The 21,227-nt window shown below is 67.0% G+C and carries 19 protein-coding genes; 8 read left to right on the top strand and 11 right to left on the bottom strand.

Features of this window, described 5'->3' with window-relative positions:
* The first annotated feature begins 85 nt into the window (after window positions 1-85).
* From ACWCP0_RS32745 to ACWCP0_RS32755, 3 genes are all read left to right on the top strand, one after another.
* Window positions 86-598 (top strand): VOC family protein, encoded by a 513-nt coding sequence (locus ACWCP0_RS32745; RefSeq protein WP_451082386.1) that lies wholly within the window; start codon window positions 86-88, stop codon window positions 596-598.
* A complete protein-coding gene (locus ACWCP0_RS32750) occupies window positions 595-1,278 on the top strand; it encodes a GntR family transcriptional regulator (protein ID WP_451082387.1) in 684 nt (227 codons plus the stop codon). The genes ACWCP0_RS32745 and ACWCP0_RS32750 overlap by 4 nt, the downstream gene beginning before the upstream one ends.
* Before the next feature lie 848 nt (window positions 1,279-2,126).
* On the top strand, window positions 2,127-3,503 hold the full coding sequence (locus tag ACWCP0_RS32755) for an NADP-dependent succinic semialdehyde dehydrogenase (RefSeq protein ID WP_451082388.1): 1,377 nt from the start codon (window positions 2,127-2,129) through the stop codon (window positions 3,501-3,503).
* Window positions 3,504-3,866: 363 nt separating this feature from the next.
* Here ACWCP0_RS32755 and ACWCP0_RS32760 read toward each other — a convergent pair whose 3' ends face one another.
* From ACWCP0_RS32760 to ACWCP0_RS32775, 4 genes are all read right to left on the bottom strand, one after another.
* The gene (locus ACWCP0_RS32760) at window positions 3,867-5,285 is read right to left on the bottom strand and encodes an FAD-binding oxidoreductase (protein WP_451082389.1); all 1,419 of its coding nucleotides are present in this window, start codon (window positions 5,283-5,285) and stop codon (window positions 3,867-3,869) included.
* An 80-nt stretch (window positions 5,286-5,365) separates the two neighbouring features.
* Window positions 5,366-6,793 (bottom strand): Re/Si-specific NAD(P)(+) transhydrogenase subunit beta, encoded by a 1,428-nt coding sequence (gene pntB / locus ACWCP0_RS32765; protein WP_451082441.1) that lies wholly within the window; start codon window positions 6,791-6,793, stop codon window positions 5,366-5,368.
* Window positions 6,794-6,818: 25 nt separating this feature from the next.
* Window positions 6,819-8,375 carry a Re/Si-specific NAD(P)(+) transhydrogenase subunit alpha gene (locus ACWCP0_RS32770; RefSeq protein ID WP_451082390.1) on the bottom strand — a complete coding sequence of 519 codons (1,557 nt, stop codon included), beginning with the start codon at window positions 8,373-8,375 and terminating at the stop codon, window positions 6,819-6,821.
* A gap of 119 nt (window positions 8,376-8,494) precedes the next feature.
* Window positions 8,495-9,286, bottom strand: coding sequence for an SDR family NAD(P)-dependent oxidoreductase (locus ACWCP0_RS32775; protein ID WP_451082391.1), 792 nt, complete (start codon window positions 9,284-9,286; stop codon window positions 8,495-8,497).
* A gap of 214 nt (window positions 9,287-9,500) precedes the next feature.
* On the opposite strand from ACWCP0_RS32775, the gene ACWCP0_RS32780 reads away from it, so the two are divergent.
* Complete coding sequence (locus ACWCP0_RS32780) at window positions 9,501-10,262, top strand: FAD synthetase family protein (RefSeq protein ID WP_451082392.1); 762 nt, start codon at window positions 9,501-9,503, stop codon at window positions 10,260-10,262.
* A 24-nt stretch (window positions 10,263-10,286) separates the two neighbouring features.
* Here the strand turns inward: ACWCP0_RS32780 and ACWCP0_RS32785 are convergent, their stop codons facing one another.
* A complete protein-coding gene (locus ACWCP0_RS32785) occupies window positions 10,287-10,589 on the bottom strand; it encodes a VOC family protein (protein ID WP_451082393.1) in 303 nt (100 codons plus the stop codon).
* Between the two features lie 354 nt (window positions 10,590-10,943).
* On the opposite strand from ACWCP0_RS32785, the gene ACWCP0_RS32790 reads away from it, so the two are divergent.
* The 3 genes from ACWCP0_RS32790 to ACWCP0_RS32800 all read left to right on the top strand — a co-directional run bounded on the left by ACWCP0_RS32790 (window position 10,944) and on the right by ACWCP0_RS32800 (window position 14,399).
* Window positions 10,944-11,588, top strand: coding sequence for a helix-turn-helix domain-containing protein (locus ACWCP0_RS32790; RefSeq protein ID WP_451082394.1), 645 nt, complete (start codon window positions 10,944-10,946; stop codon window positions 11,586-11,588).
* 142 nt (window positions 11,589-11,730) lie between these two features.
* Entirely contained in the window at window positions 11,731-13,131 is a 1,401-nt protein-coding gene (locus tag ACWCP0_RS32795) for a M24 family metallopeptidase (RefSeq protein ID WP_351231486.1), read from the top strand.
* Window positions 13,132-13,814: 683 nt separating this feature from the next.
* A complete protein-coding gene (locus ACWCP0_RS32800; protein ID WP_451082395.1) occupies window positions 13,815-14,399 on the top strand; it encodes a carboxymuconolactone decarboxylase family protein in 585 nt (194 codons plus the stop codon).
* Window positions 14,400-14,489: 90 nt separating this feature from the next.
* Here ACWCP0_RS32800 and ACWCP0_RS32805 read toward each other — a convergent pair whose 3' ends face one another.
* Entirely contained in the window at window positions 14,490-14,825 is a 336-nt protein-coding gene (locus tag ACWCP0_RS32805) for an ATP-binding protein (RefSeq protein ID WP_451082396.1), read from the bottom strand.
* Between ACWCP0_RS32805 and ACWCP0_RS32810 the strand changes: the two genes are divergently transcribed.
* Window positions 14,812-15,147, top strand: coding sequence for an SLAC1 family transporter (locus ACWCP0_RS32810; protein ID WP_451082397.1), 336 nt, complete (start codon window positions 14,812-14,814; stop codon window positions 15,145-15,147). The genes ACWCP0_RS32805 and ACWCP0_RS32810 overlap by 14 nt on opposite strands.
* A 601-nt stretch (window positions 15,148-15,748) precedes the next feature.
* Here ACWCP0_RS32810 and ACWCP0_RS32815 read toward each other — a convergent pair.
* From ACWCP0_RS32815 to ACWCP0_RS32835, 5 genes are all read right to left on the bottom strand, one after another.
* On the bottom strand, window positions 15,749-16,054 hold the full coding sequence (locus tag ACWCP0_RS32815; RefSeq protein ID WP_451082398.1) for a hypothetical protein: 306 nt from the start codon (window positions 16,052-16,054) through the stop codon (window positions 15,749-15,751).
* A gap of 17 nt (window positions 16,055-16,071) precedes the next feature.
* Window positions 16,072-16,284, bottom strand: coding sequence for a class I SAM-dependent methyltransferase (locus ACWCP0_RS32820; protein ID WP_451082399.1), 213 nt, complete (start codon window positions 16,282-16,284; stop codon window positions 16,072-16,074).
* A 263-nt stretch (window positions 16,285-16,547) separates the two neighbouring features.
* A complete protein-coding gene (locus ACWCP0_RS32825; RefSeq protein ID WP_451082400.1) occupies window positions 16,548-17,441 on the bottom strand; it encodes an NAD(P)-dependent oxidoreductase in 894 nt (297 codons plus the stop codon).
* Between the two features lie 107 nt (window positions 17,442-17,548).
* A complete protein-coding gene (locus tag ACWCP0_RS32830; protein WP_451082401.1) occupies window positions 17,549-18,088 on the bottom strand; it encodes a flavin reductase family protein in 540 nt (179 codons plus the stop codon).
* 103 nt (window positions 18,089-18,191) lie between these two features.
* Window positions 18,192-21,164: a BTAD domain-containing putative transcriptional regulator gene (locus ACWCP0_RS32835; protein ID WP_451082402.1), complete on the bottom strand. Its 2,973-nt coding sequence runs from the start codon at window positions 21,162-21,164 to the stop codon at window positions 18,192-18,194.
* Window positions 21,165-21,227: the final 63 nt, after the last annotated feature.

A 21,227-nucleotide genomic window follows, 5' to 3' on the forward strand; every position in this document is an offset into this window, starting at 1 on the left:
TTGGATCCAATTTCAAGACCACGCTCGACTCTTGGCATCATCTTCGGCAGCATGGTAGACACTTTGGATCCAAAGGAGGAATACCATGGCTCTACCTGGCCTCATGCGCCTGGATCACATCGGATTCACGGTGCCGGACCTGGACCAGGCGCACGCGTGGCTCGTGGACGTCCTGGGTTGCGAGTACCTCTACTCGCTCGGCCCGCTCAGCTCGGCAGGCGACTGGATGTCGGAGCATCTGAACGTGGACGCGCGCACAGTCATGCGCCAGCTGCGCTTCTACCGGTGCGGCGAGCAGGCCGTGTTCGAGGTCTTCGAGTACCAAGCGGATCGGCAGCAGACGGCTGTCCCGCGCAACAGTGACGTCGGCGGCCACCATGTCGCGCTGTACGTCGAGGACCTGGACGCCGCCGTGTCGTTCCTGAGGGCGAGGGACGTTCCCGTGCTGGGCGACCCGACCACCAGCGCCGGACCGTCGGAGGGACAGCGGTGGGTCTACTTCCTCTCACCATGGGGAATGCAGTTCGAGCTGGTGTCCTATCCTGACGGCAAGGCCTTCGACCGCGACCCGTCAAAGTTCAGAGGTGACCGCTCTTGACTCCTTCGCACGCTCGCGAGCCGCGCGGGTCGGACAGTGTCAGGAGTCAGCACATCGCCGGCATCCTCCGCGACGAGATCCTCGCCGGCGATCTGACGCCCGGCACGTGGTTGCGCCAGGACGAACTCGCGGCGCGCCTCGGCACCAGCCGGATCCCGGTCCGCGAAGCGCTGCGGATCCTGGAGTCCGACGGCCTCACCGAGTCGTTCCCCAACCGAGGGTCGCGGGTTCCCGTGCTCAGCCTCGAGGACGTGAACACGTACTACCGGATGCGCGAGCGACTCGAGCCGCTGACGCTGACCGAGAGTCTCCCCCATCTCACCGATCGCCATCTCGCCCATCTGGAGCACATCCAGGACGAGATCGAGAACCAGAACGACGTCAATCGGTTCCTTCTTCTGGACCGCGACTTCCACATGACGACCTACGCGGGTTGCAGCAGCGACCACCTGCTGGCCATCACTGAGCGGCTCTGGAACTCGACCCAACACTATCGCCGTGCGTACATGGTGCTCGCGGACCCTGACCGGGCCACGATCGTCAACGCCGAGCACCGACTGATCCTCGACGCCGTGCGGCGCCGTGATCCCGAAGACGGTGAGCGGTACCTCACGGGGCACATCCGGCGCACCCGAGTCGAACTCACGGCTCACCCCGAACTCTTCGTCGAGAATCGATGACGCGAGCGGGAACCCTGAAACCTCTTGGGCAAACGGGCCCCCGCCGCAAGTGATTTTCAGCGATGGGCCCCATCGGGGCACGGCTGCCCAGCGACGAACCGGTACGTGTGAAGCACCGATCCGGAGGTGAGGCGCACCGTCTCGCGGACGGCAATGTGCGAGCAACCGCCCCGATACGGGGTGCTACGCGGTGGACGGGTGCTCATCGTGCACACCGGTCGTGTCGACCGGGCGTCACGATCACCGGCGGCCAGCCGCCTGCCCCAATTCCCTTCCCCCGGCGAGAGCCGGCTGGTCTCCCGGCACGCAGCTCACCAACCGCGCTGCCGCCGAAGTGGGCTTGAACCGCAGTGGCGTAGAGGCGAGTTGAGGCATCTTCCTGGGCATCCTGGCGAACAAGGCTGAAAGCGCCGGCCGCCGCGTGACCTAGGTGGATTCCCGCAACACCTCCCGCACCTGCCCCGAATGAGGGCACGTGGGCGAGGAGCACCGCGTCACCCGAGCGAAGTTCGAGTGCACCGCGTGCGGCTTCCTCGCGAACGCGAACCACGTCGGCGCACTCAACGTCCTCAACAGGGCCTGGCCGGCCCTCTGCGCGGCGGCCCAGCCACCGACGCGGGAAGACCGCGCGCGTACGCGTGGGAGGAGTCACGAGCACTCGACGCGCGCAGTCGGCTCTGCGACCGCATCGCGAACTGTTCTCAGATGGACACGCACGCTCGAAATGTATCCAACTCAATGTGATCGAGAGGCGTCCACACCATATTTCTACTGGTGCACCATCACTGCGAAGCCTACACTGGATCCAATCAGCATTCATTGGATGCCCAGGCCACGAGGAGAGCGCCGTGCCCATCGCTACCGTCAACCCCGCTACCGGTGAGCTCGTCGAAGAGTTCGCTTCATTCACGAAGGAACAGGTCGACCAGCGACTGACGCGCGCAGAGGCCGCGGCCGCGGTGCTCCAGGGAACCGACTTCGACACTCGCGCCCGGTGGATGCGGGCGGCCGCGGACCTGGTCGAGGCCGAGGCAGCCCAGACGGCGCGAAGGCTCACGATCGAGATGGGCAAGCCGATCGCGCAGGCCCGCGGAGAGGTCCTCAAGTGCGCGCAAGCGATGCGGTTCTACGCCGACAACGCCGAAAGTCTGCTGGCCGACCAGCCACTGGCCGACCCGAGCACGGTCGGAGCTTCGGCTGCCTACACCTCCTACCAGCCTCTCGGCGTCGTTCTTGCCGTGATGCCGTGGAACTATCCCATGTGGCAGGTGATCCGCTTCGCTGCGCCTGCGCTGATGGCCGGCAACGTCGGCCTGCTCAAGCATGCCTCGAACGTGCCGCAGTCCGCGATGTACCTCGACAAGCTCTTCGAACGAGCGGGCTTCCCCGTCGGGTCGTTCCAGTCGCTCCTCATCGGAGCAGCCGATGTCGAAGCAGTCGTCCGCGACCGGCGCGTCGCCGCCGTGACACTGACCGGTTCCGAGCCGGCCGGGCGGTCGATCGCAGCTGTCGCGGGCTCAGAGGTGAAGAAGGCCGTGTTGGAGCTAGGTGGGTCTGACCCGTTCATTGTGCTGCCTTCCGCCGATGTTCGCGCGGCCGCACGAGCCGCCGTGACCGCTCGTACGATGAACAACGGCCAGTCCTGCATCGCGGCCAAGCGGTTCATTGTCCACACGGAGGTGTACGAGGAGTTCGTCGAGGCTTTTGTCGCGGGCACAAAGGCGCTGACCATCGGCGACCCGCTCGACGAGGAAACCGAGATCGGGCCGATCGCCACGGAGTCCGGTCGGCGCGAGCTCACCGAACTGGTCGACGACGCCGTCGCGAAGGGTGCCGTCCTGCGGTGCGGTGGGTCGGCGGTCGGTACCGAGGGGTGGTTCTTCGAGCCTGCGGTGCTGGAGGAGGTCACCACCGACATGCGGGTGTACCAGGAGGAGGCTTTCGGTCCGCTGGCCGTGGTTCACCGGGTCGACGGCATCGAGCAGGCCGCGGCGCTCGCCAACGACACGACCTTCGGCCTCAGCTCGTCGGTGTGGAGCATCGACCCGGACGAGGAGCGGTTCCTGATCACCCGCCTCGAGGCTGGTGCCGTCTTCGTCAACGGCATGAGCGTCTCCTACCCCGAGCTGCCTTTCGGCGGTGTGAAGGACTCCGGTATCGGCCGCGAGCTCGCCGCGGAAGGCATCCGGGAGTTCTGCAACCTCAAGACGATCTGGAAGAGCTGATCTGCTGGGAACCGTCGGCTTCCTCGGACTGGGCGCGACGGGGCTCTGTCATCGCCCGACGGCTCCTCGCGCACGGTCACGACGTCGTGGCCCGGAACCGTTCCCCCGCGCCCGAAGAGGACACGCTCAGACGTGGCGGAGCACAGCAGCAGCCTCACAGATCACCTGAGCCGGACAGGCCCGAGAACGACTGCTGAGACCGACGCCGACCTTGGATCGTCCCGAACGTCAGAGACGGTCACCAAAGTCTGCGTTGAGGTCTGCGGTCGGGTTGTTGCGGAGACCCGGAATCGCCCCGCCGATACGGGGCGAGGGGCGGAGCGTCACACCGGGCCGCTCGTGTGACGCTCCGCCGGTGCGCGGTCAGCCGGTGGTCTCAGGGGCGATGTTCTTGTTGAAGCGGAGCAAGTTGTGAGGGTCCCAGGCGGCCTTGATCGAACGCAGCCGCTGGTGCTTGGCCTCGCTGCCGTGCACTCCGCGCCGCCACTCTTCGCCCAGGTCGTCGGTGAGGTTGGCGTAGCCGTTCGTCAGTGCGTGCGGCCGCATCGCCTCGGTGAGGGTCGTCGCCCACTCGTCGTACTGCGCGTCGGACTCGGGTGCGTCCCACTTGCAGATGGCTTCCCACAGCCAGGCGGCTCCGGCACGGGAGAAGGCCATGGCGTCCTCGGCGACGTCCTCGGAGATCGCGCCGCCCATGAACGAGATGTTGATCGAGTAGATGTCGCCGGGGTTCGCCGGCACGGTGGCAACGTGCTCCAGCAGCACGTCGATGGCGTCGCCGGACAGTGTCGGCAGGTACCCACCACGCAGGTTCATGCGCATGCCGTACGGGGCGACGGCGTCGAGCATGCTGTTCGCCCGGACCCACATGGTCTTCGTTACCAGGTTGGCCAGCGGTTGGCCGAGCGCGGCGAGCGGCTGGACGACCTCATCGGCCGTGGCGGGCTCCCCGGTGTAGACCACGACAAGAATCAGCGCCGGCTTCCCCTGCACCTCCTCGGGCAGCATCGGCAGAGGGGGAGCAGGCGCGATCGCGACCAGCAGGCCCAGCTCCCGCGGGGCTGTCGCCAGGTGCGCCGAAAGCTTGCCGAGGACATCGGCGGCCTGGTCGAGCGGGAAGATCAGCTGTCCTGCAACGACGTCGGGGCCGACCGGGTGCGCGCGGTACTCGAGGGAAGTGACGACCCCGAAGTTGCCGCCCCCGCCGCGCAGCGCCCAGAACAGCTCGGGGTTCTCGGTCTCGTCGGCGCGGACCTTGCGGCCGTCGACGGTGACCATGTCGCAGGCCAGCAGATTGTCGACGGTGGCGCCGTAGCGTCGCATGAGGAAGCCGATGCCGCCGCCCAGGGTCAGCCCGGCAACGCCGGTGCTGCTGACCGTCCCGGCGGGTACGGCCAGGCCGTGCTGCTGTGCGGCGGCGTCCATCTCGCCGAGCTTGACGCCCGGTTGGGCCCGCACCACCCGGGTCTCCGGGTCGACCGTGACCGCCCGCATCCCCGAGAGATCGATGACCAGTGCCCCACCGGGCATCGCATAGCCGTCCGAGCCATGTCCACCACCGCGCACGGCCACCGGGATGGCGTGAGCCGAGGCATGGCGCAGCACGGTCGCGACGTCCTCCTCGTCGGCGCATTGCGCAATCAGCGCGGGGCCCTCGTCGGCGGCACGGCCCTGATACAGCGCACGCGCCGCGTCGTACTGTTCGTCGCCGGGCCGCAGCACCGCGCCGCGGAAGTCGGTGGGGAAGTCGGGGTGGGTGCGGGGTTCTGTCGACGCGCTCATGGGGGACCTTCTGTGTCAGGGACGCACTAGGCGAACGGGAAATTCGGGGACAGTTGCCCGTGCCTTCGGCAAGACTCGTGTCAGAGGACTCGGAGGATGTCTTCGACACGGTCCTTGGCGTCGCCGAAGAGCATGGCGGAGTTCTCGCGATAGAAGAGCGGGTTCTGGACGCCGGCGTACCCGGAGGCCATGGAGCGTTTGAAGACGATGACCCTCGCGGCGTTCCAGACCTGGAGGACGGGCATGCCGGCGATGGGTGAGCCTGGGTCCTCGGTGGCGGCGGGGTTGACGGTGTCGTTGGCGCCGATGACGAGAACGACGGCGGTGTGGTTGAAGTCGTCGTTGATCTCGTCCATCTCCAGCACGATGTCGTACGGGACCTTGGCCTCGGCGAGCAGGACGTTCATGTGGCCCGGCAGCCGGCCCGCGACCGGATGGATGCCGAAGCACACCTTCACGCCGCGGTCTCTGAGTTTGCGGGTCAGCTCGGCGACGCCGTACTGGGCCTGGGCCACGGCCATGCCGTAACCGGGGGTGATGATCACCGAGTCGGCCGACCCGAGGAGTTCGGCGACGCCCTCGGCGGTGATCTCGCGGTGCTCGCCGTAGTCCTTGTCCTCGGCCGGGCCGGCCTCGATGCCGAACCCGCCGGCTATCACGGAGATGAAGGACCGGTTCATCGCCTTGCACATGACGGAGGACAGGTAGGCACCAGAGGAGCCGACCAGGGCGCCGGTGATGATCAGCAGGTCGTTCTCCAGCAGGAACCCCGACGCCGCGGCCGCCCAGCCGGAGTAGGAGTTCAGCATCGAGACCACGACCGGCATGTCACCGCCGCCGATCGAGGCGACCAGGTGCCAACCCAGGGCAAGCGCGACGAGCGTGACCGCGACCAGCAGCCACAGCGCCGGAGCGATCACGAACCACGTGGTCAGCACCGCGAACGCGGCCAGGGCACCGAGGTTGAGGTAGTTCTTGCCGGGCAGCATCAGCGGGGACGACTTGATCCGTGCCGAGAGCTTGAGGAAGGCCACGATCGAGCCGGTGAAGGTGACCGCGCCGATGAAGACGCCGATGAACACCTCGGCGGAATGGATCCCGAGCAGCTCCTGAGCCTCCAGCACCTTGGCCTCGGCACTGCTGGTGCCGTCCAGGGTGGCCTCGACGTGCAGGTAGCCGTTCCAGCCCACCAGCACCGCGGCCAGCCCCACGAAGGAGTGCAGCAAGGCGATGAGCTCGGGCATCCCGGTCATCTCCACGACCCGTGCCCGCCACAGGCCGATCGCGGCACCGACGGCCACGGCGCCGATCATCAGCGCCAGACCGACTCCGGACATGTCCCGGTCGATCGCCAGCGCGATCGTCGCGGCCAGGGCCACCGCCATACCGGCGACGCCGAAGGTCTTGCCGGCCTTGGCGGACTCGTGATGGGACAGTCCGGCCAGCGCCAGGATGAAGAGCAGGGCCGCGACGATGTACGCCGCCGCCGTGGCGGTCTCGACAGTCATCAGATCAGACATGGCTGGGGCCCCTTCAGCTTCTCGAGAACATGGAGAGCATCCGGCGGGTCACCGCGAAGCCACCGAAGATGTTGACCGAGGCAAGCAGGATCGCGGTCGTCGACAGCACCGTGACCACCACGCTGTTCGGGGTCTCACCGTGCCCGATCTGCATGAGGGCGCCGACGACGATGATTCCCGAGATCGCGTTGGTCACGCTCATCAAAGGCGTGTGCAGGGCGTGGTGCACGTGCCCGATCACGTAGTAGCCGATCACGATCGCCAGGGCGAACACCGTCAGGTGTCCCAGCAGCGCCGGCGGTGACATGGCCGCGAGCAGGAACAGCACCGCGGCGCCGACCCCGACCAGGGCGAACCGCCGCCGGATCGACATCGGCTGATTGTCCTGGGAGCCGGCCGGCTTCACCGCGGGGGACGCGGAGGCGGCAGCGGCTGTCGGAGCGGCGGACACCTGGACCGGCGGCGGCCACGTCGACTCGCCGTCGCGGACCACGGTCATCGACCGCTGCACCACGTCGTCGAAGTCCAGCACCAAGTGGCCGTCCTTGCCCGGCGTCATCAGCTTCATCAGGTTCACCAGGTTCGTCCCGTACAGCTGGGACGCCTGCGCGGGCAACCGGCCGGGCAGGTCGGTGTAGCCGATGGTCGTCACACCGTTGGCGGTGACCACCGCCTCGTCCTTGACGGTGCCTTCGACGTTGCCGCCGTTCGCGGCGGCCAGGTCCACGATCACGCTGCCCGACCTCATCGACGCCACCATCTCCGCGGTGATCAGCGTCGGCGCCGGCCGGCCCGGGATCAGGGCCGTCGTGATCACGATGTCCATCTCCGGGATCCGGTCCGCGTACAGCTGGGCAGCGCGGGTGTTGTAGTCGTCCGACATCTCCTTGGCGTAACCCGTCGCCGACACCTCCACCTCGCCGGCGTCCGCGATCTCGACCGAGAGGTACTCGCCGCCCAGCGACTTGACCTGGTCGGCGACCTCCGGCCGCGGGTCGGTGGCGTACACGATGGCCCCCAGGCTCCCCGCCGCACCGATCGCGGCCAGACCCGCCACCCCCGCACCGACGACCAGCACCCTGGCCGGCGGCACCTTGCCCGCAGCCGTCACCTGACCGGTGAAGAACCGGCCGTAGACATGAGCAGCCTCCACCACCGCCCGGTAGCCCGCGATGTTCGCCATCGACGACAACACGTCCAATGACTGTGCCCGCGAGATACGCGGCACCGCATCCATCGCCAACGCCGTGATCGGCCGCTTGGCCAGATCCTCCACCAGCGCAGGGTCCAACGCCGGGCTCATGATGCCCACGACCGTCGCACCCGGCTTCAACCCGTCCAACTGCTCCGGCGACAGGGCGTTCACCCCGAGCACCACGTCCGCCGCGAGCGGGTCACCGAGACTCGCACCGGCCCCGAGATACGCCTCGTCCGGGAAGCTCGACAACACACCCGCACCCGGCTCCACCACGACGTCGTACCCGAGCTTCACCAACTGGACGACCGTGGCAGGAGTCGCGGCAACGCGCGTCTCGCCACGGCGGGCTTCGCTCACGATTCCGATCAGCATTCCCAACACTCCAGGGTGTCGATGTTGCAGAGCACTCGGCGGATTCCTCACGTACGCAAACCAGGAGCGCCGTCCAAGGCGAGTGCGGACCTTGGACGGCGCCTGCCTGGGGCCTGCGATCAGGCGACGGGCTTCGACAGCCCGCCGTCGACACGCAGTACCTGACCGGTCACGTAGGAGGCGTCGTCGGACGCCAGGAACGCCGCCGCAGCGCCGATTTCGGCAGGCTCGGCCCAGCGGTCGAGGCGAATGCCAAGCCCCTTGGCCATGCCGGCCCGAACCTCCTCGGCGCTCTTGCCCTGCTGCTGGCCCATGGCCTCGGTCCTGGTGAGCCAGCCCTCGGTCTTCGTCATTCCGGGGGAGATCGCGTTGACTCGGATGTTGCTGGGCGCCGCCTCGGTCGCCAGGTAGCTCGTGAGCGCGACCACGCCCGCATTCACGATGGCCGTAGCAGCGGTATTCGGAATCACCGCGTGTGCAGTCGCGCCGACAACATTGACGATGTTGCCGCTGCCGGTCCGGCTCAAGAACGGGAGAGCCGCCTGCGAGACGCGAATGAAGCCGATCAGCTTCGTGTCGAAGGCCGACGCGACGATCTTCTCGTCGGCCTTGTCCAGGGGGGACGGCGCGAGCTGCGGCCCTGCGTTGTTCACGAGGATGTCAAGGCTGCCGTGCCACGCGTGCACCTCTGCCAGTGCGCTGTTGACGGACTCCGCGTCGGTGACGTCCGCGACGACGGGGAGCACGTCCGCCGCGCCGGCTCCAGCGGTGAGACGACCGGCCGCAGCCTTGACGGCCGCTTCGTCCCTGGCTGCGATCGCCACCTTGGCGCCACGCTCGAGCAGCGCCTGTGCGATGGCGAAGCCCAGGCCTCGACTACCACCGGTCACGAAAGCCGTCCGGCCCTCCAAGTTCAAACCTGCAGCCATTGTTCGGCTCCTCACAGCTAGCGGTTTATTCCTTCTGCGAAGAGAAGATCTGAAGCGCTGCGGCCACTGCAAGCGCGGTTAACACAGGGTTCACACGCGGACGGTCGGGCCCCCTCGCACCTTCCTGACGGCTAACGGTGCGAGGCGCACAATGGCCCGCGCTCGGCCCGCTCCGAGGGTGAAGGAGGGAGGGGCGATGGAGGTCCTCAGCCTCGAGGTGCCCGACGGGAAACGGGGCGCCGGTAGTCGCCGCACCGGTGGAGCGCGGGCGCGCGCCAAGGTCGCGATCGGGACCTTCGACGGCGTTCACCTCGGTCACCGTCAGGTCCTCTACGAGTGCGACACAGTGCTCACATTCGACCCTCACCCGATGCAGGTGCTCGAGCCGCGCCATGTACCGAGCCTGCTGAGCGATCGCCGACGGAAGCTCCAGAAGCTCGGCACCTTGGGGATCCGGCGCGTGGCGATCGTCCCGTTCGACCGAGCCTGGTCGCGAGTTTCTGCCGAAGACTTCGTCGAAGGTGTCGTTGTCGACCGGCTCGGTGCGGAGTTCGTCAGTGTCGGCCAGGGTTTTCGATTCGGCGCCCGGGGCGCCGGGACGACAACCACTTTCGATCAGTATCCCCAGCTGAGCACCCGAGTCGTCCCGCTCGTCACGCGGGGCCCGGCCGGTGAGCCGATCTCATCGACGCGCATCCGCCGGCTGATCTTCGACGGCGACATCGAAGGGGCCGCTGACCTGCTGGGAGCGTCCCTCACCCTTCCGGCAGTCGCCGCCGATGAGGGCCAGTTGCTGATCTCGTCCGAGTTCGCGCGCCCCGCACCCGGGTTCTATCTCGGGTACGTCGACAGTCACCCTTGCGCCCTTCGAGTGCGTCAGGACCGCACGGTCGAAGTCATGAGCCCAGCGCGGACAGGCACCCATGTCGAGGTGACGTTCGTGAAGCGAGCCTCGTAGGCCTGGCAGACGGCCCACTTCCCCTCAGGCGTTCGGGTCCGCGGATCCCACAGGCGCCCGGACGTATGCCGTTGATGGCCCTTCCCCCTTCCCATCGGGACAACCGTCGAGCTCCAGCTGGAGCCCCCCAGGGGCCAAGAAGTAGACCCAGGTCTGACCTGCACTCGGCCCTGTCGTGCGCACCGTCGGTTCACCCGTGATCCGGACGCCCTGCGCGATGAGGCGAGTGAGGGCGGCCTCGAAGTCGTCCGCGTGAAGAGCACGGTGGATCCCGCCGACAGCGCTGTTGCGGCGGGCTGGACCATCACCTGATTCGGAGCGGTGCACCGGAAGAGCTCGAGGTTGAGGACTGCACCCGAACGTGGAAACCGAAGGCGGTCGACGTTGGCATCGCGGGCCACTCCCAATTGAGTCTCCATCCAGTCGTCCTCGGCCTCGAAGGGGCCGAGGACGTCGAACTCCTTGGCTCCCGGAATGTCGACGAAGAACCGGGTCGCGGGGTCAAAATCAGGCACGGTGATCTCTGGATGGTCACCACCACGCAGACCCGGCAGTCCACCCGCATCCGTCTCGCACCCTCGCGTCTTGTTTAGTATTGCTGTACACCGGTGGGAGCGACGTCCGACGCAGGTCAACGACTGCCCGGGGACCGCATGCCGTAGTCGAGGAGGGAACAGACCCGTGGAACCCGAAGCACGCGCTCGCTTGCGCACCGCTCGCACCGAGGCCAAGCTCAGCGTTCGTGAGCTGAGCCGCCGCGTCGGCATCTCACCAAGCATGTTGTCCCAGATCGAGAATGGGCACTCCGAACCCTCGGTCGCCACCCTCTACTCCCTGGTGTCCGAACTCTCGATCTCGCTCGACCAGCTCCTCGCCGGACCGGGGGTGGAGCACAGTCCCGGCCCACTGACGACCCCTACGTCGCCTCTTGTGACGCCCGACGAACGAGCTGTGCTCGTGATGGACAGCGGCGTCACCTGGGAGCGGCTTACGCCCAGCCCTGACCCGCTTGTCGATGCACTGCTCGTCACCTACCCACCCGGCAGCAGCTCCTCCACGAACCGAGGGTTGATGAGTCACCATGGACGCGAGTACGGCTTTCTGATGTCGGGGCGCCTGACCGTCCGCCTCGGGTTCGAGACCTACACTCTCGAACCCGGCTCGTCCATCAGCTTCGACTCTGCAGTCCCCCACCTGTACGTGAACGAGAGCGACGAGCCGGCGAGCGGCCTGTGGCATGTGTTCGTCGGCGGCGGAGCGTCGGGAACCGAAGGCCCGATCCCCACCTGGCGCCCCACTGACGCGCAGCAAGAGGGCCGCTCTTGACGACCTCGCTGCCCACCGGTGGTTGACGTCGCTCGCTCTCCAGGTGTTAAGTCATGCTTAACATACGCACACCATACCGAGTGCAGGTGATGGGCGTGCGTCTCCGACACCCGCGACTGTCCGCTTGAGCAAAGGACTTGTGATGGCGATTCCAACGTTTGGTCCGAACGCGGTCGACTGGGAAACCCGCGTCGACATGAGCAGGCTCCGCGACGAGCGGCTGGCCCGTCTCCGCAAGTCGTTGGAGCAGTCCGACGTCGGCGCCGTCCTGGCATTCGACTTCGCCAACATCCGCTACATGACCTCGACCCACATCGGCACATGGGCAGTCGACAAGATGATCCGGTTCTCCCTGCTGGTCAGGGGAGGTGAGCCGATCGTCTGGGACTTTGGTTCAGCCGCCAAGCACCACCAGCTGTACAACCCGTGGCTGGACTACTCGAAAGCCCACTCGGACAGTGATCCGCACGGAGCCCACCACGGAGCCGATGCCCGCAACCCGAGCGGCGCTCGCGCCGGCATCTCGACGTTGCGCGGCGCGATCAACCCATTGGTCGGGATGGCCGACTCCGTCGCCCAGAAGATCAAGCGCGAGCTCGAGCTCTATGGGCTCCTGGGCGAGCCGCTCGGCGTCGACGTCATCGAGCTCCCGGTCCTGATGGCCCTCCAGAACGCGGGCATCACCGTGGTCGACGGCCAGCAGGTGTTCCTCGAGGCCCGACGCATCAAGACACGTGACGAGATCCATCTGCTCACCCATGCCTGCTCGATGGTCGACGCTGCCTACGAGAACCTCTACGAGTTCCTCCGGCCGGGTGTACGCGAGAACGAGTGCGTGGGTGTGGTGGCCAAGACTCTCTACGACCTCGGCTCGGAGTTCGTCGAAGGCGTCAACGCAATCTCCGGGGAGCGGTGTGCACCACACCCCCACGTCTTCTCGGACCGCATCGTGCGGCCCGGGGATCCGGCGTTCTTCGACATTCTGCACAGCTACAACGGCTATCGCACCTGCTACTACCGCACGTTCGCCGTCGGCAGCGCCTCTTCCGCTCAACGCGACGCCTATACGCGGTGCCGCGAGTACATGGACGAAGCGATCAGCCTCGTCCGCCCCGGAGCCACAACGGCCGACATCGTGTCGGTGTGGCCAACGGCGCAGGAGTTCGGGTTCCCCGACGAGGAAGCGGCCTTCGCCCTGCAGTACGGCCATGGTGTCGGGCTGTCGATCTGGGAGAAGCCGGTGTTCTCCAGACTGGTTTCCCTTGAGCACCCCGAGGTGCTCGAAGAGGGCATGGTGTTCGCGCTGGAGACCTACTGGCCGTCGAAGGACGGCTGGGGCGCGGCCCGGATCGAGGAGGAACTCGTGGTGACCGCGGATGGCTGCGAGGTGATCACGAAGTTCCCCGCAGAGGAGCTTCTCGTCGCCGGCCAGCGCTACTTCACCGTCTCAGGACCGTTGTCGACCGAGCGCGACTCGCAGTCGCATCTGAACACGGTTGCCGGGACCCGGTCCAGCCACCAAGGCGACTCTGCTCACCTCTGACCGGAGCGCTGACCCAAGCCCGTCGGTCCACGTGGACGCGAGCCGCCGACTGCTCCCGTGAGTCGGTGCACGTGAAGAGATTTCCCTCCAAGGAGCACGTGGGCCTCTCCCGGCGCGTCCGACTGACTCGGGTGGGTGTGGATCAGGCTTGCAACGTCGTCCGCCGAGTCCCCATTCACGATCAGCTGGGACTCGGCGACGAGTTCGCTGACGCGGCGGCCCTCCATCCACACTCCCTCGACGGTGTTGTCGGCCAAAGCGACCGCTGGAGATCGTGACCTGACGGGAGCGTTGAAGCACACGATGAGCTTGCCCGAGCAAGACCCTCAAGCCAAGACTCCCGCTGTCTCCTGGAGCGAGGCGCTGCGCAGTGCCGTACGAGGCAGGTCATTGGCGCAGACGACCGTGGCCGCCCTGACAGTCGGGTCAATCCTGTTCATGGTCAACCTCTACTCACAGGTCCGGGAAGGCCCGTTCACGTGGGCGCTCACGGCTCGCGTCGCCCTGACCTTCCTCGTGCCGTGGCTCAACGCGACGATGGGGATCGCGATCGGCCTGCGGAAACCCGGCGCTTCACCGCGTCGCCGGACCGGGCATGCAGTAATGGCCACTCCCCAGGAGTCTGTCCCACCCTCACCCCGAGCCGGCCACTCCCACGCAAGGCCCGTCGAAAGGTAGTTCACATGTCGCTTGTTCCTCTACTCGCATCCGACCAGTTCTCCCCGGTCGACCAACCCACCCTCGCACAGGGGGTGAATGCCTACGGACAAGTCCTCAACACCTGGGCGGCCATCGGGAACAGTCCCGGTTTGCTCGCCACATACCTGCCGTTCCTCAGGCAGGTCAACGGCCCAGGCGCGTTGGAGGAGCGCGTGAAGGAGCTGGTCGCGGTACGCGTGGCCGTACTCAACCACTGCCGCTATACAGCAAGTCACCGCTGCACGTCCGCACTGGCCAAAGGGGTGGAGGTCGACGAGCTCACGGCCGTTGCGGGAGGCGAGCTCGAAGGCTTCACCGAGCGGGAACGGCTGGCTCTTCAGTTGGCCGAGGAGATCACGGTCTCCGTTCCGACGGTCCCCATGGAAGGTGGCCTCACCGGCGTCTCGGCAAGTGTCCGCGACGATGTGCAGCGGGTGTTCGACCCAGCACAGGTGGTGGAACTCGTCATGAGCATCAGCATCTGGAATGCATTGTCACGCTTCCATCGTGTCATGGCCCTCGATCTGGACATGCCGGAGCCACCCACACTCGTGGAGATCCACCTCTGAAACCACACAGGGCAGTGAGGTCTCGGCCGCTTCGAGAGCCATCCCGGCCCTCGACCGTCACGATCGTCCCCGGTCCGTCAGTTGAGTTGGTCATTCCCCGGTGTTGATCGCGGGAATCCGGCCGAGGTCACGACCGCGCATGCGGTAGCAGTCGCCCTTGAGGGAGATCACTTCGGACTGGTGGACGAGGCGGCCGATCATGGCGGCGACCCTGTCGTCGCCGAAGACCTCGCCCCGGCGTCCAACTGACGGGACGGGGACGGGGGCCGACGCCGCCTCCGTCCTCCACTCCGCGTGACCGGGCTCCGCATCATCGCCTGGTCCTCCCGGACCCTCGCGACCGCCCCACTGCTCGCCCAGTCGTCGGCCTGGGTGGTGCACTGCACACCTCACCGGAACACCGCGCAGCACCATGACCACAGACATCGGTGCCACGGCCGGCGCACCCCGGAAGTGGGCCGTGGCACTGATGACTGTGGGGTTCGGCACCCACTCGCCGGCGAAGGACTGGATCGGCCTTTCGACGGCCCTACGCGTCGACTTGGTGCTGTGGGTCGCCGGCACGCCGCTGAGCCTGGTCACCAGTGTCTGGATTCCGTTCCTGGCCATCGCGGACCACGAAGCGGGCAAGGACCCGGCCTTCGCGGGATGGCTCATGCACGTGATCCCGCCGATGCTCTCCCCGCCGGCGGTGCGGCACTCGTTCCGCACACCGCTCCCGGACAGGCGCGTCTCACCCTGCTGCTGACTGTTGCTCCACGTTCGGGATCAGCCACTTCACGAGCATCGTGATCAGCACTCCCTGTCGAGCCGACTTGTGCACCGCAAGGCCGGGCCGGCGGTGATGGTTCCCACGCTGTGCATCGTGCGCGGTCCGCTCTCTGCTCGGTCAGTCGATGGCAGCAGGGAACGCACTGGGGTCGGTCGCCCACCTGGCACTGCCGCACCCGCACACGTCCGGCGCCGCCGTGTCTCCGGTTTCGTCATCGTTGTCCCCACCGGGGGCTCGCAATGATGTGGCTCGCCCTCGCCCCGCCTCACCGTGGGGGCCGGGCCGCCAGGGCACATCTTCCCATCACCTTGGCCTGGTGGAGCTTCACCTTCCGGTGGGCGCGTGCGTGACGGGCACCGGTTCCACTGGCGGCACGCCTTCGCGCCGACGCGTTCGACGCGTCGGCAGCCTTGTACGTACTCCTTCTGGCGACGGGGTCGCCGGGCGCACGCTGCGCGGCAGCCTCCTCGGCGCACTGTTCCTGCCCGAGGCTCGGTTTCCGGTGAAGTGACGCGAGCCGCGTGATCATCCGGGACGGATGCACTCGTCGGCCCGGGCGATCACGCGGCTCGGCAGCTCAGCCCGCGTGCGTGCGGAACGTCCGGCGTCCCCTCACCCACCGGACGTGAGAAATGGCGTCGCCCACTCCCGGCTTCGGGTCGCGGCGACCGTACTGCTCGGGGCGGACCGAATCGCCGGCGACCTCCCGGCCCGCCGTACCCAGGTCCCGCGCGGAATCGGGCCGCGCGTCCGGGCTGAACAACCCGGCCACGAGGAAGCCCATCTTCCCTTCGGTTCCGTCGTAGATCGAACTGTTGCGCACCGTCTCGGTCGCCTGGTCCTCGAGGATTTCGTAGGCGATGACGCTGCCGATCGCCGACACATCGGACACCGCGGCGATCAGACACCGTTCCGTCTCCGCAGACAGATTGAGGATGCCCCGTCGATCGCCCACGCGGTGGGCCGGTCCTTGTCGAAGCCGTGCGCGGTGAGCGCGTCGTCCCAGTCGCCCTCGAGATCCGCGGTCACGAAGCGATCGGCGACGGGTGCCGCAGCGGTCAGGCCGGAGAAGACTGCACTCGAAGGCGAACACCTCGGTCTGCTCGACTTCATAGGAGACCGTCCCCGGCTGTCACGTCAGCCGCAGGGCCCGGGTGCCCAGGCAGGCACCGAGTTGCACGACTTGCCGCGATGACCGCGGTGCCCGCCCCGCCGCCGGCAGACGCCGACCGATGCTCGGCCTCGGCCTCACGCCTGCGCCCACGTCCCCGCCTCGCCCCAACACACCCCTGGTGATCGAGGAGTGTTGCGACAAGTGTGAGAACCCGAGGTCGGAGACTGGTCCACATGTCGAAGTCCACCGACTGTGAGGCCGGTCAGGCAGAGGTCTGGCCGGCCTCACGCTGCAGCCTGATGAGGAGAGCCATGAAGTCCAGCTCACCCAAGCCAGTCGATATGCACGCCTGAAGCAGCTGCTGAACTACGCCGGTGACCGGCAGCGGAACTCCACCGGCTGCCGCCGACTCGAGGGCCAGGTCCAGGTCCTTGCGCATGAGCCGCGAGCTGAACGTCGACGTGTAGTCGTCCGCCAGGATGGGCCCGATCTTGTACTTCACCAACGGTGACGCGACCGCAGAGGCGCCGACGACCTCCAGAAGCTTGTCTCGTCGTACGCCGTGGGCCTCGGCCAATGCGACGCACTCGGCAAGAAGTTCGGCCGTCCCGGCGACCATGAGGTTGAGAGCCAGCTTGATGATTCGGGCTGCATCCCCCTCGCCGGCGTAGAACACGTGGGGGCCGATGTCGCGGAGCAGACTCTCGACCGACGTGAAGACGGCGTCCTCACCCGAGGCGATGATCGTGAGGTTCCCGGCACGCACGACGCCCGGGTTTCCGCTCACTGGAGCGCGTAGATACCGAACGCCGCTGGCCGTAGCCGCAGCCGCCACGTGACGGGAGACCTCCGCTGAGACAGTGCTCATGTCGATGAGAGTCCTCCCCCTGCCGGGCGCGGCATGGGCGAGCCCGCCGTCGGGCGCGAGCGCGACATCGGCCAGGGCAGAGGAGTCTGCGACCATCGTGATGCAGACGTCCGACCGGGCCCACGCCTCATGGGACGCGTCCAGCTCGAACGCGCCCTTGGCCACCAGGCCGTCTGCCCTGCCCTTCGACCGATTCCAGACGCTGACCTTGTGGCCTGCGCCGATGAGTCGTTCTGCGATGGCGGATCCCATCTGACCGAGGCCCAGCACGGATACGTCCACGTTCATCTCCTGGGGGACAAAATGCGCGACATGCGCAAAGGGTTGTTGATCTCACCCAGGCCGGACAACTCGCGGTGTTGCGCAGTGCCGGCCTGGGCATCCTGGGGGTCTCGCTACATCGATGCAGCGAGCTGCCAGTCGAACGCAAGCTGCGCATGCGAATCGAGATCGCAGAGGCTGCCGAATTTCCCACCGAAATACACAAGTGGGTCCGCGTCGACGGAGTAGCCGCAGCTGACCACCTCGCCGATGAAGATGGTGTGGTCTCCCCCGGCGATCTCTTCCTTCACGTTGCAAGCAAAGTGAGCGACGGCGCCTTCGACAACAGGGAGCTCGCTGTCGGTTCGGAACCCGATACCGGCGAACTTGTCGTCACACCGGCTCGCGAACTGAAGTGCGTGCCGCCCCTGGCCCTGTGAAAGGACGCTGACAGCGAAGACTCCGGACCCGGAGATCGCGTCCCTCGTCGCAAGGGTGTTTCCGACGCAGACCAGCAGCATGACCGGATCCAGCGAAACAGACGCGACAGCGCTGGCTGTCATCCCTGCTGGTCCATCCGGAGTCCTGGTGGTCACGATCGTGACGCCGGTCGTGAACCGAGACATGGCTCCGCGATAGGTGACGCACATGTCCTGCGCGGTCGATGTACCCATGATGCCCTCCGTTGCCTGTAACGAGATGGCTTGAGCGTTGCCCGTAACGAGATGGCTTGAGTGTGACTGACAGCATGTTTACTGAGGCGAAATCGGCCCAGACCTATCGGCGCAGCTGCATGACGAGTCGGCGAACCTCGTCGGACGGCGGTACACCGAGCTCCCGCATCCGCGCGGCGTAGCGTTGGTAGAGCGCCAGCACGGCGTCATCGCTACCGCTGGCATGCGCCACCATGATGGCGAGCCGCCAGGCCTGCTCGCGGTACGGATCCTCGCGCAGCACGTAGTCGACCAGTCCCTTTGCCTCGCGATAACGGTTCATTCGATAGGCGAGACTGGCTGCGTCGACTCGGGCCGACAAGAAGGTCTCCGTCAGGGCTACGCGACGCTCGGCGACCCACTCACCTGAAACCGTCGCAAGGTAGGGCCCTCTCTCCGCACTGCTGAGGGCGTGCGACAGCGTCTGGAGACGAATCACTCCGTCCTGTCTCCCGGCCTGGGCGACGAGGTCGACCGCCCGTTGTGCCGAACCCATGGCCAACGCGGGGCCGACCAGTTGAAAGACATCGCCGTCCTGCGCCGGGCCCAAGCCGTCGGGCAGTACCTCGCGCAGCCGGTAGAGCGCCTGCCGCAGATAGCTGCGGCCGGCAGCATCATTGCGGCCGCCGAAGAGCGCCCCGAGAAGCTCTTCGCGTGTAGCCCTGCGGTCGGGTGTCCCGAGCAGGTAGCTGAGCAGCTCGACACTCTTCGTCAGCCCAGGCTGAGCCACGTTTCCGTCGATGGTGAGGGTCGGCTCGCCGAACTCCTCGAGCACGAGACGGGGCGTGCGCACGTTCACGCGTACGGGATGTTGGCCCGAGAGGACGGCGAGGATCTCGTGCCATGGCGACATGCGGCTGGACATGGTGTCCGCAGCTCTGGCCGCAACCGACGGCACGTCCGCCAGGGCCGTCAGCAGCAGGTGCTGTGTTCCGTGCGTCGAGGCGGAGACCATCGCAAGGTCGGCCGTGGCGTCGGACTCATCCTCGAGGCCGAGACGCCATTGCGCCTCGGCCAGGTACACGGCAACCGTAGGGAGATCTAGATGGCGGTCTCCCTTCTGCATGCTCCGAAGGCATTCCGCGAGGTGCTCGTGCCCCTCGGCATCTCTGTTCTGCAGGAGCATCGACAGACCCGACCAGATCTGCCATGTCTCCCGTGTGAGGGCGTACTCCGAGGCTCCGTTGGCAGTCGCCTCCGCCAGCACACGGTCGGCACGTTGTGTGTCACCCTCGAGGCGCAGCCACAGCTTGGCTTCGAGAAGCAGGCTCAAGTTCTTGTACACCCTCGAGCCGGTTGCCGCGATGAGCTCTCTCCCACGCTTGATGGACTCAGAGGCCTCCTCTCCGCGGCCGAGGTCAAGCATGAGATCGACGGCGTCGACGGCATGCAACCAGACGGGCCGCGACGAACCACGGCGAGGCTCGAACATCGACATCGCGGCATCGAGTCGACCGGTGGCGCGCAGCGCGGCGACGACCCAAGGGCCGCCGAGTATCGTGCGCCACGGATCGAACGACCCCGGGTCGTCGAGTCCTTCGAGGCGACCGCGCAAGAAGGCAAGCCGCATCAGCAAACCGTCGAGTGGGCCGGACGGCGTGGTCGAGTACTGGGGAAATGGTGGCGGCTCCTCGCCAGTGGCCAGCGCGATCAACGTGTGCGCGATGAGCCGGTTCCGGCCCGGTGGCAGCTGATCGGCAATGGACCGCGCCTCCTCGATCCGCCCGGAGTGCCAGAGGCACCAACAGGCCAGGACGTGGGCCTCTTCGAAGTCGGGAGTCCCCGGTTCCGGAAGCCAGTCATATCCGTGGCGATCGACAAGTTCCACTCCGCGATCACACTGCTCGAGTGCGAACGCAACGCGCAGGATGACCGATCCGATCTCCGGGGTCATACTCCGGGCCGACGCTCCCAGTGCATCGAGCCACCGCGCCGCCGGCGCGAAGTCCATCCGCGCAACGAGGCTGGGGAGGGCTATGGCAGCCAGCCGCCCAGCCGCCTCCAGGTCCCCGAGCCGGAGCAACTCATCGACGGCTTCCTCGTGCTCGCCGCGGGCGATCAGGACCTCGGCGTGCCTGCGACGAACCGCGCCGAGCGTCCTGGCATCCTCCCGTCCCAGAGCCACGAGCAGGAAGTCGCGAAACACCGGGTGCGGCGTCATGCGCGAACCGTCCGGGGACCAGGTCACCGGAAGATGCCGGCCGCGGAGTCCCGCCATGACCTGCGCTGCGTTCTCCTGGCCCAGGGCCCGGGCACCCTCAACCGATACCTCCTCCAGAGGACTGGTATGAAGGAGGAACGTTCTCTCAGTCAGGGAGAGTGAGTTGAAGACGTTCGCTGCGACATAGGACCGCAGCATGTCGGGATCCAGCTCGCGAGAGGGTGTATGACACCAGCCCTCGAACAGGACGCCCGTGACCCAGCCTCCCGTCGCCGCCACCGCCTGAGCCGGATTCACGTCGACGCGACCGACGGTTCGTAGTGCTGCGGCGGCCTCCTGGGCGTCGAAGGAGAGATCGCTCTCGACCAGCTCACCCACCCGGTCGCGCTCGCTCGTCGAGCCCGAGTCGAGGCGGACATCGACACGCGAGATCAGTACGAGGTTCACGTCGGACGGCAGGTAGCGGGCGAAGGACGACAGCACCGCGATACAGGTCTCGTCGGGGGCGACTCGTTCCACGTTGTCGCACACCAGAATGAGCTGACTCCCCTGGAGGCTTTCGGCCAGCAGTCCAGCTGCCTCACCGATGTGGAGACTGCTGCTCAGGGCATCGGACGCCACATCGGCTGCGCTGGGGACAGCGCCCTCGACAGCCGCCTCGAGGTAGACGAGCAGGCGGCCCGCCGCCTGCTCCGTACCGTCGAGCGACAGCCAGGCGACGGGCCTGTCGAGGTCACGGACAGCCAGGGCCACCGCCGTGGTCTTGCCGGCCCCAGCTGTCGCGAAGACGTTCACCACGGTGTGGCGGTCGAGCAAACCTCTCAACCGTTGGCTGAGCCTCTCGCGAACGACGATGTCCTTCGCAGGCTCCGGCATGGCCAGTTTCCGCCTGATGATCGCGCGATGCTGTCGACCCGGCGCCCTTGAGCCGCTTGGTCG

This window comes from Streptomyces sp. NPDC001970 (assembly GCF_053594115.1).